Annotated in this window: 11 protein-coding genes and 1 pseudogene; 1 reads left to right on the top strand and 11 read right to left on the bottom strand. The window is 37.3% G+C overall.

Annotation, left to right across the window (positions count from 1 at the left end):
• Positions 1 to 217: 217 nt before the first annotated feature.
• The 5 genes from ACK3CR_RS03925 to ACK3CR_RS03905 all read right to left on the bottom strand — a co-directional run bounded on the left by ACK3CR_RS03925 (position 218) and on the right by ACK3CR_RS03905 (position 6,510).
• Positions 218 to 3,760, bottom strand: coding sequence for a GH32 C-terminal domain-containing protein (locus ACK3CR_RS03925; RefSeq protein WP_488974850.1), 3,543 nt, complete (start codon positions 3,758 to 3,760; stop codon positions 218 to 220).
• A 148-nt stretch (positions 3,761 to 3,908) separates the two neighbouring features.
• Entirely contained in the window at positions 3,909 to 4,736 is an 828-nt protein-coding gene (locus ACK3CR_RS03920) for a mannose/fructose/sorbose PTS transporter subunit IID (RefSeq protein WP_243520502.1), read from the bottom strand.
• 26 nt (positions 4,737 to 4,762) lie between these two features.
• On the bottom strand, positions 4,763 to 5,566 hold the full coding sequence (locus ACK3CR_RS03915; RefSeq protein WP_328125065.1) for a PTS mannose/fructose/sorbose transporter subunit IIC: 804 nt from the start codon (positions 5,564 to 5,566) through the stop codon (positions 4,763 to 4,765).
• A 12-nt stretch (positions 5,567 to 5,578) separates the two neighbouring features.
• On the bottom strand, positions 5,579 to 6,073 hold the full coding sequence (locus ACK3CR_RS03910; RefSeq protein ID WP_328125064.1) for a PTS sugar transporter subunit IIB: 495 nt from the start codon (positions 6,071 to 6,073) through the stop codon (positions 5,579 to 5,581).
• Positions 6,070 to 6,510, bottom strand: coding sequence for a mannose/fructose/sorbose PTS transporter subunit IIA (locus ACK3CR_RS03905; protein WP_328125063.1), 441 nt, complete (start codon positions 6,508 to 6,510; stop codon positions 6,070 to 6,072). Before ACK3CR_RS03905 ends, ACK3CR_RS03910 begins: the two co-directional genes overlap by 4 nt.
• Before the next feature lie 195 nt (positions 6,511 to 6,705).
• Between ACK3CR_RS03905 and ACK3CR_RS03900 the strand changes: the two are divergent.
• A pseudogene (locus ACK3CR_RS03900) lies at positions 6,706 to 7,023 on the top strand (DDE-type integrase/transposase/recombinase); the annotation flags it as partial.
• Positions 7,024 to 7,470: 447 nt separating this feature from the next.
• Here the strand turns inward: ACK3CR_RS03900 and ACK3CR_RS03895 are convergent.
• From ACK3CR_RS03895 to ACK3CR_RS03870, 6 genes are read right to left on the bottom strand one after another with little or no spacing between them, the layout of a single operon-like run.
• The gene (locus ACK3CR_RS03895; RefSeq protein ID WP_488974816.1) at positions 7,471 to 9,291 is read right to left on the bottom strand and encodes an IucA/IucC family protein; all 1,821 of its coding nucleotides are present in this window, start codon (positions 9,289 to 9,291) and stop codon (positions 7,471 to 7,473) included.
• Complete coding sequence (locus ACK3CR_RS03890; protein WP_328125061.1) at positions 9,278 to 10,486, bottom strand: MFS transporter; 1,209 nt, start codon at positions 10,484 to 10,486, stop codon at positions 9,278 to 9,280. Before ACK3CR_RS03890 ends, ACK3CR_RS03895 begins: the two co-directional genes overlap by 14 nt.
• A 9-nt stretch (positions 10,487 to 10,495) precedes the next feature.
• The gene (locus ACK3CR_RS03885; RefSeq protein ID WP_328125060.1) at positions 10,496 to 11,797 is read right to left on the bottom strand and encodes a lysine N(6)-hydroxylase/L-ornithine N(5)-oxygenase family protein; all 1,302 of its coding nucleotides are present in this window, start codon (positions 11,795 to 11,797) and stop codon (positions 10,496 to 10,498) included.
• A complete protein-coding gene (locus tag ACK3CR_RS03880; protein ID WP_243520487.1) occupies positions 11,767 to 12,369 on the bottom strand; it encodes a GNAT family N-acetyltransferase in 603 nt (200 codons plus the stop codon). The genes ACK3CR_RS03885 and ACK3CR_RS03880 overlap by 31 nt, the downstream gene beginning before the upstream one ends.
• Entirely contained in the window at positions 12,359 to 14,161 is a 1,803-nt protein-coding gene (locus ACK3CR_RS03875) for an IucA/IucC family protein (protein WP_488974815.1), read from the bottom strand. Before ACK3CR_RS03875 ends, ACK3CR_RS03880 begins: the two co-directional genes overlap by 11 nt.
• The gene (locus ACK3CR_RS03870; RefSeq protein ID WP_488974814.1) at positions 14,139 to 15,647 is read right to left on the bottom strand and encodes a pyridoxal phosphate-dependent decarboxylase family protein; all 1,509 of its coding nucleotides are present in this window, start codon (positions 15,645 to 15,647) and stop codon (positions 14,139 to 14,141) included. The genes ACK3CR_RS03875 and ACK3CR_RS03870 overlap by 23 nt, the downstream gene beginning before the upstream one ends.
• Positions 15,648 to 15,650 lie beyond the last annotated feature (3 nt).

Raw genomic sequence — 15,650 nt, 5'->3', positions numbered from 1 at the left:
TATAGAAAATATACATCTCGATAAGGTCTAATTATATAGAAATTAATTATATATATTTTAAAATTGTTTTTGTGGTGAAAAAGCTGATTATTTCCTATCTAGGAAAGTAATCAGCTTTAGTGTTCTTAGTTTGGATATTCTGGGGCAAATTCACATTTAACTATTTATTCATAAAATGTAATTATAAGCTCCAGCTTTTTATGGGTATGCTATAGTACTATTTCCTAGATTTGAATTTTATTTTATTAAATACACTTGTAGAGTTCCAGACATTTAACCCAGCAAATCCCTCTGTAAATGAGTTATCTGTTTCATCAATGATAAGCTTGTCATCCAGGTAAACTTTAATATTTTTACCCTTTGTAATGACCCTTAAATTGTAATCTGTATTTCCCTTTAATTTTAGTTTTCCATTGTCATTGTAAACAGCAAGATCCTTGCCTACCCCCTCAGTGAATTTAATCAGTTTTACCTTGTTGTTCAAAACATCCACATTTGCAGCATAGGCATTTTTCGCATTAACATCAGAACGGAATACTAAAGCCCCTGCACCGGTTGGATTTGAAACTGTATTATTAAGTACTTTTATATTCGCTTCATACGTAAAGTCTCTACCTTTTTCATTTGAAAGAGTAAACGCATTTTCCTGACTTTGGCCTTGCTTTCCATCAATAGTATCGGCCCAGAGTCCACTAATAGTTTTCCATCCAGACATCTTTGTATGAACAGGGCTTTTTCCCCAAGTTGACTTTAACGGGTAAACATCAAGCGATTTTAATTTAACGGCCCCACCCTTACTATAAATCTGCAAACCATTGCTTGATGAATTCGGAAACAATTGATCAGTAATGACACTAGTACCATCATTTCCAAATACTTCAGCAGAGGATCGATCTATGAAAATATGCATTTTTATGGTTCCATCTTTTGAACTTAGTGGAGCAGAATGCTTGCCTTTAACATTTTGACCAAAATTAAAGCTTCCAGAATTCGTTCGGTCAACAAATAGCTTTTGATTATTTACATCATAACCAATTGTTGTATGCTCATTCTTTCCTTTCCGAACCTGAAATCCAAACTCTGTTGCTTTTGTATTTGAAACATCAAATTCTGCAAGCATTTCATAAGTGTCTCCCTTTATTCCCGAGAGAAGGTTACTGTTATCAGATATAACTCTATTCTTAAAGTTTGTTTTTTCTTGTTGTTTACGAATTGATTTTAAGGAAACAGGCGTTTGTTTTAAACGTACCCCCTCAGTTGTTTTCGTTAACTCTAATTCCCTAGGCAGCGATGTAGAACTTCTCCATGTAGTAGTTGGTGTGTTATTCGCATACTGCCAATTACTCATCCAGCCAAGCCAGTATTTCTCTCCATTTTCCCCCTCAATATTGCTCCAATCTACCGCAGCATAAAAGTCTGCACCATAGTCAGACCATAAGACCTGATCAGGTCGATTTTCACTTTTAAATGTTTTTCCATCGAAATCACCAACAAAATATTGCATGCCCGAACCGCCAACTGCAGCCCCATCATTTATACTTACTTGTAAAACCCACTTTTTATTTTTAGGATTTCCGTCAACTGGAAGTTGAATTAATGTAGGGCATTCCCATATGCCATCATTACTCCCATAAGTGGACTCTACCCAATCACCTGTTACTGTATTCCAGTCTGAGAGTATTCCGCTTTCCCTCTGTTTCACTACCTGAGGTTCTTTTGCTACATTGTCAACTTGTGTAGGCATTTTACCTGTATTAGATACGTTAATATCATCAAGATTAATATGGCCCCAGCCACCCGTAGCATTATCGACTGCTTTGATATATAATACTTCTCCTAAATACTTTGACGCGTCCCATACATAACGTTGATATTTCTCATCAGCAAACTTCGTATTCGCCTGGCGAAGTAATTCTTTGTCATCAGAAGCTCTTACTAAGGAGACATAACGGTTTTTTATATCATTTCCTCCACCCATTAATAAATTTATTTCACCAGATCCACTTAACTTAAAGTATGAAGAATGTAATTCTCCTGTCGCATCGTCTCCATTATGCTTATCCGAGAATCCCCATAGATGATATTTTCCATTTTGATCGAAGGGTCCACTCCAATTTGTTGTTGCGTTAGTCACATGATCATTTGTAAATGCATCGTCACCTACCGTTTTCCATCCGCTTAAATCCCCTGTTTCAAAATCAGGGTTTTCAATTTCCTTGACATCTGTCACAATAAAATTTCCCTTAGTAACATTCTGGAACTTCACAGAGGAGTTCCCAACATACAACCCAAACAACCCTTTTGAAAAAGTTGAATCATTTTCAGTAAGAATGAGATTGTTATTTAAATATACGCCAATCTGATTTCCTGCTGCAGTTACTTTGAGTTTATACGCTTTATCTGTGTCAATCTTTGTATTTTTTTCAGCAATCACAGTGGAAACCCCATTTTTGAGCTTCGACAGTTTGATTTTATCTGTTGAGGCATCAATGCTAGCAACATATCCATTTTTCGCATTTGCATCAGCACGGAATACAAGAGCACCTGAACCACCCTTGTCACCTGAAACGGTCATATCTGATTCATAACTAAATTGCTGTCCCTGTTCCTCACTCATAATAAATCCATCATCTTCTGATTTACCGGATTTACCATCATTTGTATCGTTCCATGTCCCACTAACTGTTTTCCATCCAGACAAGTTTGTCATAAAATTTGTTTTGTTCACGAATTTCACATTGCAAAACACAGATGTGGAATTCCATGCAGTCAATCCAAAATGTCCACTTTCAAAAGATGAGTCTGTTCCTTCAACAGCCTGTTTACCATTTAGAGAGACCTTAAAATGATTTGTATTCGCTTTCACCGTTACATGATAAGTCTGTGAAGTATCAAGCTTTATTGACTTTGAAGCAATATCGGTCACTTTCCCTTGGTAAATCTTACTTAATGTTAAACGATCTTTTTGGGCATCTAGGTTTACCGTATATGCATTTGTGGCATCTTTATTTGAACGAAAAACAAGTCCTCCTGAACCTTCTCGTCCATTCTTTTCAATAAGAGTGATATCCCCGTCCATTGTAAAAGATTGGCCTCTTTGAGGAGACAAGGTATACGAGTATGCACCCGATTGTCCGTTTGCTTGAATGCCTCCGTCCGGACCAAATTCACTTGCATATTTCCATTTTTTTAAATCACGTGAAGTATAGAACATTATTTTGTTTTTAGCAGCTAAAGACATCACCCATTGATGTGTTTCATCATGCCAAAACACTTTTGGATCACGCCAATCAGGAATCGGGGGGTTGGGCATCACAGGATTCCCCTTATATTTTTCCCACGTTCTTCCCTTATCGTTACTGTATGCAATACTTTGAACTTGTCCCTTACTTCCGGAGTGAGTAAAAACTGCAATCATTGCTTCTTTACCAAATCCCGCGGTATTATTCCAATCAATGACTGCACTTCCTGAAAAAATCTCTCCATTTTCATCAGGAGATAAGGCTATTGGGAGTTGCTTCCAATGAACTAAGTCTTTGCTGACAGCATGCCCCCAATGCATGGGTCCCCATGTTGTTCCGTAAGGATGATACTGATAAAAAAGATGATACTCTCCTTTATAATAAACCATTCCATTTGGGTCGTTCATCCAATTGGCTTCTGGAGAAAAATGAAACTGGTTGCGATACTCTTCTTGATAATATCCAGAATCCTGAGCTAACACTGGAACAGCTGATAATAAGGTTAAAGAACACGCCATTCCTACTGTCAATAGCTTCTTTACTGCTCTCTTCAAATTGCCTTCCCCCTTTCAAACTAACCCGGTATGTATGCCAGATTGGTTTTATACTCTCTACCATATGGCTACTTACAGCGAGTATTTGTTTCTATAATAGATTAATAATTTATTATCCTAAGAACCCAACCCAATAACCTAAAATTCCTATTGCAAATATTCCCATAATGATAAAAAGAGGATTTGTACCCTTACGAAGCATCCACGCGACTAATAATGTCAAACCTAAAGGGAGTAACCCCGGTAAAATACTATCTAACACATCTTGTACGGTTTTAACTACGACTTTTCCAGAATCATCCTTAATCCTTGAAACAACAACTGGAATGTTTATGGTAGTCCACTTGGAGACGAGCGCTCCCATAACAAACAACCCTAGAATAGAAGCACCTTCTGTGAGCTTTTGAATTCTATTGCCAACTAAATCTTTTAAAAATTCTGTCCCTTTGATGTATCCATATTTTAATCCATAATATTTTAAGCTTAATCTTATGACATTAATTAATACAAAGAATAATAGTGGGCCCGCAATATTTCCACCTAATGCAAGTGATGCTCCTAAAGCTGCTAACACTGGACGTAATGTTCCCCAGAAAATAGGATCTCCTACACCAGCAAGCGGTCCCATCAATCCAATCTTCATTCCGTTGATCGCTTTTTCGTCAAAGTCTTTTTTATTTGCCATTTCTTCTTCCATGGCTGCAGTTACGCCAAAAATAGGTGCCGAAATCCAAGGATGTGTATTGAACCATTCCAAATGCCGTTTCAATGCTTGATTTCTTTGCATTCCCGGACCATATAATCGTTTAATAGCTGGAATCATCACGTAACAATAGCCCATTGCTTGTACACGTTCAAAGTTAAAAGAGCCAAGTAGAAAGTTTGAGCGTATGAACATACTAAAAATATCTTTTTTCGTTAATCTTTTTTCATTTTCCATGTCTATTCTCCCCTTACGTTCACCGTTTAGGCATCTAAATCATCGTCGTCATCGTATACCCTTTCGCTACTCGTAGCTGCTGGAACACCTGCCGGTTGCATTTGATTTCGCTGCATCACTTGCTGATACAGAAGTGCTAAACAAAGGCCTAACGCCCCAAATCCTACTAAGTTAAATCCCGTAAATGCTGCCAATAAGAAACCAATGTAGAAAAACGGCTTCAAATGAGGAATATTCATCATATTGATAACCATGGCATATCCTACAACCACGATAATGCCTCCACCGATTTGTAGCCCTTTTGTGATAACTTCTGGAATATTCCCCAAAAAAGTTTGCACAGCACTGACGCTGATTAATGTAACGATTAAAGTTGGAATCATCACGCGAAGAGCCTGGAAACCCATTGCTGTAATATGCATAATTTCAATTCCTTTAAAGTTTCCTTCTTCCGCATACTTATCTGCTCGGTGAATTAAAAATACTGTGATTGTGCGTACAAAAATGGTGAGCACTTGCCCAGCAGCTGCTAAAGCTATAGCCACCGCAATACCTTCACCGATACCTTGCCCAGCTGTGATGACTAAAATTGTTGAAATAACAGAAGCAATAGCCGTATCAGGTGCCATCGCTAATCCAACATTCATCCACCCAAGAGCCATTAATTCTAATGTTCCTCCTAAAATAATGCCCGTTTTTAAATCTCCAAGTACTAAACCTACTAACGTACAGGCAATGAGAGGACGATGGGATTGCCCTTCGTCCAATACACTTGCGATACCTGTCACAGCTGCAATCACTAACAGTAAAATAATTTGTATTGAAGACATGACTTCATCTCCCTATTTGATTTTTGTTTCATTTCTGAGTACTTGAATAAAATTCTCACTAGAATCTGATGGCAATTGGCGTAACTCAAGCTTTACACCTAATTCATGTAACTTTTCAAAAGCATGGATATCTTTCTTGGTAACGCTTACAGATTTTGTGATTTGTTTTCTTTCATTAGCAAAACGCATGCCCCCTACGTTTACTGTTTCGATAGGTACCCCAGCTTCAATAAGAGCCACAATATCGGATGGACTTTCAAACAAAAGCATGGCTGTTGTATTCTGATAACGTGGACTATGGAAGGCTTTTTCCATTTTAGAGATAGAGACAACACTCGCTTTTACGTTCGAAGGAGCGACAGAAAGAATGAGTGTTTTTCTCATTTCGTCTGCTGCCACTTCATCTGAAACAACGATAATTCGGTCTGCTGCATTTGTCTTTATCCATCTTGTTAATACCTGCCCATGAATAAAACGATCATCAATTCTTGCTAAAACGATTTTCATAATAATCCATCCTCTCCAATTTGACTGGTTTTTTGAATTTTTTCTAAATGTTCGCTGCACACTTGAAAACTCTCTTCATTTACTTGCTTTAATCTTCCTAGCATTTCCTTTAATGTGACATGTTCTCGCATAGCTAATACTTCTAATAATATAGGCAAGTTCACGCCAGATACCATATCTGCTGTTTTGTTTTTAAGAATATATGGAGTAGCCGCGTTATAAGGAGTGCCCCCAAAAATATCAACCAAAAAAAGCACTTCGTTTGCCACTGGAATTTTCCCTAGCACCTCTTTGTACTTTTCTTGAAGTGTTTGGGTGCCTTCTCCTTTTAAAAAGGGCACTGCAACTAGATTATCTTCCTTCCCAAATATCATTCTTGAAGATCCTTCTAATGCTGTAGCAAAATCTCCATGTCCACTAATAATTACTGAAATCATATATTTCTTCTCCCCTCTTTTAAAGCTTTCCACTAATTATCATTGCAATTTCCGTGCCAATAAAGTGTATTAAGCGCTTTCAATTGTTTTTCATCTGCTTATTTTTATTTTTTAATACACATTTATCTAAACAAACAAACCTGTATTAAAATAGACATCATTTTAATACAGGTTTGTTTTTACACTTATAAATACACAATAGACAAGAACCCAGCCTATCCTATAGCAATTAAAGAGCTAAAGAAAGGGAAAAAGATGCCCGTAGGTATCCAAATAAGGCAGGTAAAATATCTTAATAATATTGTAGAGCAAGATCATCGTTTTATTAAAAAGAGAGTTTGTTCGATGTTAGGATTGAAATCTTCTCGTACAGCCAAATCTATTCTTTCGCGAATAGAAGTGATGCATATCATTAAAAAAGGACAACTTACTTTACAGGACAAGTCTGTCCAAAATCAAGTAAAGTTCATTCATCAACTATTTGAACGACAGCATAAAAACAGATTCCATTAGAAATCTATATAGCTCTTTTAAAGAGATGTAACCCTTGCACCAGAACCTTTTTATTATGCCAAAAACACTCCCTTATGATACATAGATTTAGAGATGGATTTTGATACAAAAATAAAATGTAATTGAGGAGGAATTAAAGGTGTTATTACATTGTCTCAAAAACTATAAGCTTTAGAATATAAATAGCACATGTACAATTTAAAAGATGAACGTTGTAAAATGAAATAATAAATTTCTTAAAGAATATTCATCATGTTATGCTAACTTTGTGCCATTTAATCGAATAAAACAATGCCTAAACGATTAACAAAACGAACTCCTTGATAAAAGGAATTCGCTTTGTTAATCGTTTTTTAAATGGTTTCAAGCTTAATAAAATGATATAAAGTAACCCTCTTAGTATCAAAAAAACCATTTATTTTTCACCTATCCTAATTTGCACTTATCTTATTTCACTTCAACTTTTCCCATTTTTTCTGCTACGTCAATATGTAGGGCATTTGTTACTACCCCAAACTCACTAGCATGAGGACGATCGTCATCATCTTCATATCCATAATCAAACATCCGGTTGCGATTTAATGTTAATTTTGTAAACGTTGGACGCAGTAAATCAAATAACTGATAGCGCTCCTGTAAATGCGGAAATCTTTGTTGATATGAAAGGATTTCCTCTCTCATAATTCCCCAAAATGTATGTTCAGAAAAGGCTTCCTTTTCTTCTAAAATGTTACTTAAATAACGGAAATGACAAATGAATAACCCTGTTAAAATAAATTGTGTTAAACCTTCTGGCTCTTCACTTCGCAGCACTTGTTTCATTCTGTCTGAAAGACCCTTTAGCTCAGGGAATGGTTGATCACTAACATTGACATCGTCAACAAAATCCTTCATGATTGTTCGTTCAGGCGTATAGTCCTTTAATACAAGAACCGTGTTCTGCCCATGCGGTGAAAACACCGTTCCATATTGATATAAGTAGTGAAGCAGAGGTGGTAAAATTGCTTTGGCAAGCTTGTTAACCCATTCCTCAACCGTCAAGCCGGATTTTTCAATAAGCTTAGAAACGAATGGTGTCCCTTCATGATCGACATGTAATAAGGAAGCAAGCGTGATTGCTTGTTCTTCATCCCTTAATTCGTTATAAATGCTCTCCCTCCAAACAACACCAAGCAACTCTAGATACTGGTAAGGAGCTCCTTTTACAGCATGAAAGGTTGGTTGGTCGACATTCATGGTAGCGACTTCTCCTAGTAATCCGAGTCGGCATTCATCTTTTAAGAAGGAGTCATTTTCAAGAATGTTTTTCATAAATGTCGTAACTTCAGGTGCAATCACGGTTCTCTCACCAGGTAAACCACGGTAAACTAATGTGTTTAAAATACTCATTGGTAATTTCACATGATACTTTTCCTTATTGCTCATATTGACAAAAGTTCGAATTGACTGCTGTGGAAGGTATTCGTCTCCGCCTTCTCCTAATGGAATGAGCTCCTGCTTAGCAATTTCCGCAGCAAACATCGGGACAATCGACTGATTCCACTGCCAAAGGTGAATCGGCATAAAATAGTAATGCTCTGGCTGAACATTCATTGCTTGTAATCGCTTAGTAAATCGTTGGCGCTCTTCCTCTCCTAGCTCTTCATCGATCACTTGATCATGGGATAACCCTTCAACTGAGTGAAAGGTTCCAATGTTTTTATGAACGGCAATCCATGAAAGATTCACTTGTTTCTTTTGTTCTGGTGCAAATTGAACGTAATCATCATAGCCAAATCCGATTCGTCCTTTATTATATGTAATCCATGGATGACCAGTCATTTCTCCTTCAAGTTCTGCGTAGTCCATATATACTAGCTTTTCAGCAGTCTTTGATTTTTCTTGTATATGAGTATCTGCTAGTAGTGTGTGTAAGTATTCGCGAACCAAATGGCCAGTCGTAGATCCTGACATCTTTCCTTCTTCTTGAATACTAAGTAAAAGAGATAAAGCAATTGGGATATCCTTGTCATCATTTTTTAAAATCCTAATACTATCAGGAATAACAGAAACACTATCAAACAAACGTGCCTTTGCCTGGAAGTGATAAACCTTTCCTTTTTTATCCTCCCATTCATACGTACGAATGCCGTTTTCCTCACTCAATACATCTGGCACGAAAATTTCTTCATAAATAAATTCCTGAAGCATCTTCGCTAATAACTTCTTATCGGCATGAATCCAATTTTCTTTTGTTAACATGGTTAAAGGTGTATCACATATCTTCACGTTGTCCAACTCCCTTTTTTTTAATATAGATTGAAGACTTAATAGGTATATAAAACAGTAGGAACAAGCCTATCGCGGAGCCAATTAATAGCAATCCACTTACGAGGAACGGTCCTTTAAAGCCACTTAATTCGACCATGACTAATGATGACATCGGTGCAAACAACAACGCGATGTTTTGGGTTGAAATCACAAGGCTATAGGAAAGCGGTGATCTCTTCCCAATTCCTAATTGAAAAAAGAGCAAATCCATTCCGATTAAACTGACAAAAAAACCAACACTGTATATGACTCGTACGAAAATAAAGCTCCAAACTTGATCGACAGTGGTCTGAAGAAAGACCATAATGCCTGTTAATCCTGTTAAAGCAAGTAAAATCACACGAATATGTGCTTTTAAAAACCCTCTTGGTAATAATCCTTGTAAAAAGATCGCAACAAGACTAGGCATAACATACATCAGACTTAAACTTTGATTAGACAGAGTATAATTCTGTTCAAGAAACATTGTTAAGTAAGGGCGAATTGCTTGATGACCTAGGAAGAACAGAAAGACAATCAGCAAATAGACGATTAATTCTCCTTGCCATCTATTCTCTTTATGAGCGTCTTTTTTCTTTTCTTCAGAGCCTGCCTGTCTCGTTTGCTTCGGCAGATATAGCCAGCAGCCAATTGCAAGAACAAGATCACAGAAAGCAAAGATATAATAGCTATTCAATGGCAGTGATTGATTGATCGCAAAACTGCCAAGTAGCCCTGATACAATCACGCTTCCATGGAAGATGAATAAGTACGTTGTTGTTCCTTTTAGCTTTTCTTGTTCATTTTTACTGGCTGCCACTAATGCTGGATAAAGTAAATAGATACTGCTTTGAAAAAACAATAATAGAATAGAGACTAGTAAAAACTGTTCAAAGCTAGTAACGGTGGGAAGAAGGAATTTACAGCCTCCCATTGCGAACAATCCCACAGGAATGATCAGTTTGAGACCCCATTTTTTTAGAAAAATAGACCATATTGGTGTCATAACAATTACAACAATTCGACACACACTTATATACAAGCTTGTTGCTTGAACCCCTTCCACTTGAAAATACGTCGAAAATAGCTGTGGAAAAAAAGGGGATAGAAGCATTTCTGATATAAGAGTTGAAAGCAAACAAAGATAGATAAAGCCTTTTTGGACAGTTGTCACATTCGCTTCCTACATTCCAAATTGTTGAAATACATTTTTTTCATATGTTTGATAAATCTTTTTACCAGCAATTTGGTTAATAATCGTTGCACTTCTAAACGCACCAAGACCTAGATCTGGAGCACCCACTCCGTGTGTATGTAACTCACCATTTTGAACAAAGAGATGATTGTTTCCTTCCATCTTTGTTTTTACTTTATAACCTTCTGTAATCTGTAACTGGCTGTTTTCATCCCACTCAAGTTGAGACTCAATTCCCTTTAAGAAATCTGGAATATATGGATGATACCCAGTTGCTAGAATAACAACATCAGAGTTTACTTGTTTATTAGCTTCTTGTTCATACTGATAGAGCGATAACTGTAAATAATCATCCCATTCCTCTATAGAAACTAGTTCTGTTAACGCTTGAAGGTGGATGTTTGGTTTCTTATTGCTAACCGATCGCTCATACATTAAATCATAAATATCAGCAATCGTTGAAAAACTAATTCCTTTGTATAATAGGGCTTGATTGGCTAAAACCCCTTGCTTCTTCTCTTCGGTCAGCTTATAAAAATAGTTTGTGTACTCAGGTGAAAAATGCTCTAGCCCTAACTTCGAATACTCCATCGGATAAAAGCCCTTTGATCTTGTATACCAGGATAATTCATAGGAATGATCTGGCTGCTTAGATAAGAGATCATAGAAAATTTCGGCTGCACTTTGTCCTGAGCCAATAACCGTGACAGAGTTAGCATCGAGAGCTTTATTCCGTTTCTTCATATAGTCAGATGAGTGAAAGATCTGATCACAATCCGCCATTTGAAATCTTTCCGGAATATATGGCTTCGTACCGATTCCAAGCACAACATGCTTTGTCACATAGGTTTTTCTTTCCTCCTTACTAAGGGAATAAACTTTCACACGGTAATAGCCTTCCTCTGTCCGTTCAATCCCCTCAACCTCTGAATCAAATTGAAGCTGTGGAAGCTGTTCTGCAACCCATTGACAATAATGATTATACTCATTTCGCGGGATATGAAACTTCTCCAAAAAGTAAAACTGATATAACCGTTTTTGCTCATGTAAATAATTTAAAAAGCTAAACTTACTTGTTGGATCCACCATTGTAACAGCGTCTGCCATAAATGGGACTTGGAGAGTTGTTCCTTCTAATAACATCCCAGGATGCCATTCAAATTGCGGTTTTTTATCAAAAAATAATGATTTGCATTCTGTTTTTTCTAATAATGCTGCTAATCCTAGATTAAACGGACCGATTCCGATTCCGATGACATCTAAAATTTGTTTTGTTGCCAATCCGTCCATCTCCTTTCAAACACGCCTCTTTCACAAAACATCAATAATCCAGTTTTATCGGGAAGTTCAACCTCTTTGATAGGGGTAAATCCGCATTTTTTAAACACATGAATCATTTTTTCATTTCGGATATCTGGTTCTACGATAATTTTCCTCGTTTCAGACACTTTGAATTTATGAAATAAGATTGTCAGCAGCAATGGATAAATATACCCTTTCCCTAAATACTCTTTAGGTCCAATTAACAAATGAAGCCCCTGATCAAATCGATCAAACTCATAATAATTGCCAATCACATCATCTTTGACCCAGTAGGACTCCCAATAACTCATTGGAGAGCCGTTGATTTCCCCAATCAATAATGTTTGATGATCATCTGCCAAAAATGCCTCGACATGTTTTTTATATTTTTCAAATGGCAGATCCAGCTTCCAATAGGGAATCACATGGATCTCATGCATCCAGGAATGAAGCAGGCTCACATCCTTTATTGTGACTTCGCGATACGTAAGAATAAGTTTTCGAATTGGATCACAATGCTCAATAGGATAGGTTTGCTTTAGTGCCAGATTAGACTTCATAAAGCTCACCTGCCCTTTTAAACAGTGGATTTTCAACAGATACGTAGACAGATTGTGTCTCAAGGGATCCGACCAACTCATCCATATTATGTACTCTCGTTAAGAGATTGGCCTTACATGGCAGCGTTTCTTCATGTAATAAAGAATTTATAAGATTCGTAAAGTCACCATATTGCTCGAATAAGTCATGTAATTCTTCTTTTAACAGCCTTAATAATTGATGTTCTTCAGCCAGACGACTAACGCCAAAGGCATTGATTAACCCAAATAGGTGGTTGAAAAAGAAATAATAACGAAAACGCTCCTCTGCAATCGAATCGGTACAAATGGTATCGCTTTTATCATTTAAAGTTGGAATCACTTGCTTTAACTGTTGTGCACGTGATTCCATAAAGTAATATCCTTGGTTATCACGGTAATAAAACGTTGCAGGGTAGCCATCCTCATCTAATTTGACCACTGAATTCTGCTGGTGTGCTTCAAGAGCAATCCCATAGGTAGCATACATCCAATAAAGCGGATGCAGGCTTATGTTTAGATAACGGCGAAACCACTCCTCACTTGCTTGCTCAGTTGAAATCTGTTTTTGTTCAGCAAGGTGATAAATAATATTTGCGAGGTGGGAATTCCCGCCTTCGATATGGTCCTGACAAAGACCTGCAAGTAACGTTGTTCTTTGTGTATAACCTGACTGAAAAGGATTCTCACGAATGACAACCTCAAAACCTGACTCTTTGTCTTGACCAAGCTTCACCGTTATATAGGCAGGATCTTCAATAATATTGAATGAAGGGTGCAAATCGTTTAACCCGGTTGTTAATACTTGTTGGAGCAAACGGCTCACTTCCACTCCACGATCAAGCTCTTTTCGCTTATTGATTCGCAGCGAGTTCGTTATTTTTACTGGAATTGAAAACTTAAACATATACCTGGCTTCCTCATGGTAAACCGTTCGTACCGAGGACGTTGGATAAAACTCGCGTCCCTGTGGTCCTAAGTAGGAAAGGTTCCCTAATTGAATTTGTTTGTGAACCCCCTTTCTTCCAAGTAACTTTCTTGCTTGTAAAGGATGAATAGGGATTAAAGAATAGTCATCCTCCTTGCAATATTGTTCTTTAAAAGATTTTGTAATGGATGGATCTCTTGTTAATTCTTCTTTAATTAACATTGTCGCTGTTTGAGGTAAAATGGAATCTTCCTCCACCAGTTCTTTTTTCACTTGGAAATAATGAAGCTGAAAGGCACCTTTTCGTTCAGGAGCATAGATATGTTCCTCGTCTTCATCAATTCCTTGACGACTTTTTGGTGTTGGGTGAACTTGATGACCAATTAACAGTGACTGCTCTGATTGAAGAAAGCTTTTTTCCACCTGATAGGATTCTTCAAGGTCATTTCTACGATGCGAGAGAATCCCTTTCATCGTTTGATAGCTTAGAATTGTTCGAAGCATCAGCTCTTCCGTTTGTACAGGATTCGTAGATGCTTCAGCTAAATCCTTTTGCAGATAAGAAATTAACGTTAAAAAATCTAGCTGCTTTACTTCATCATTCGTTACTTGGTAGTACATATTTGGTGAAAATAAATGACGTCCTGTTTCCGATTTATAGCGAACTGGTATATATAACGTTACAGACTGATTAGCAAAAGGAATCACAAGCACACACTCAAACTTATCTTTCAAAGGAAGCTCTACATGTATAGCTTCCTCCCATTCTCCTTTACCTGTTTCCTTAATATAGCAATTTAATAGATTTTGCATCGTTAAATGATTAGTAATGAACGGAATATTCATAGACTTTCTCGCCTTTCTCACTCTCGATTTTCTTTCCAATCTGTTTGATGTTTTCAACATGGTTTTTCATGTTTTTAAGCGAATTTAACGGATGAAGCATCGTAAATTTTAAATATACCTTTCCATTTTGCTTTGTTTTTGCCATGATTAGCTCTCCACTTTGGTAGAAATAGCGCTGCAATTCAAGATTTAGCTGATTGACAAAGTGTGGATCGTCAACGTATTCAGGGAGAAGACGGAATAATACCGCATTCAACCTTGGTTCATGAAGAACGTCAAAATTATGCTGACGTAAAAGATCAGCCGTTTCTCTTGCTAATTGAATCGTATAATCTATCATTTTTCCAAACATATCCGTACCTAGTAACTTAAAAGTCATGAGGACTTTTAACGCATCAAATCGTTTCGTTGTCTGAACACTTTTTTCAACAAGATTGATAATGCCTTCTTCATGATCTTCTTCAGGATTTAAGTAATCCGCATGGTACATAATGTGTTGAAAAGATTGTTTATCTTTGACAAAAAAAGCCCCGCAGCTAATTGTTTGATAGTAAAGCTTATGGAAGTCAATGGTAATCGAATCTGCTTCCGACAAATGATTAAGTAGATGCCTGTATTGATGAGAAAATAACAAGGCCCCCCCATAGGCCGCATCGACGTGCAGCCATAATTGATACGTATCCACTAGGTCGGCAATTTCTTTTAGATTGTCGATACTTCCAAAATCAGTTGTTCCAGCAGTTGCAACAATCGCAAACGGGATTAACCCCTCTTTTTGTAGCTGTTCAAGGTTTTTCCTCGCATCATCTAAGCAAAGCTGTTGCTGATCGTTTGTTTTCACTTTTACAACCGAATGAATACCTAGACCGAGTTGAGCAGCTGATTGCTGAACTGTAAAATGTGCATGCTCTGAGCAAAGAATACGCAGTTTGCTAGCCTCAACCGGGAGTCCATCTCTCTGAGCATTGACAGAAAAATAGGTCCGGCAGGCTTGGTTTCGAGCAAGCAGCAATCCCATGTAATTGGACTGTGTCCCGCCACTTGTAAATACTCCATCCGCCTTCGCTGGATAACCAATTTGTTTCATAAAATATTTCAGAACCTCTTCTTCAACATACGTTGCAGCTGGGCTTTGATCCCATGAATCCATTGATTGATTTAGTGCCCCTATAATCACTTCTGCAGCAATCGATGGCAGCAATGGCGGACAATGAAGGTGCGCCATTGCTGAAGGATGAGAAATCCATAACGAATGTTTGGCGACATCATGAATGTCTTTCATAACAGCTTCCATTTGCTGTCCACTTGCAGGCATATGCGTTACTTTTCTTGCCATCTCTTCAATGTCTTCACGTGAAGTTCCAGTAAATGGTTTGTCGATCTTTGCGTTTGCTATGAGCCTGACAGTACTTTCGATTAGTTCATGAAAGGTTTTTTCGCTTTGCTCACCTGGATACAGAAACCATTGTTCAAAATTCGTATTCATTTC

This window comes from Priestia sp. TRM10, assembly GCF_057808375.1.
Note: the sequence above shows the minus strand (reverse complement) of the source record. Positions and strands in the feature narration are given on the sequence as shown.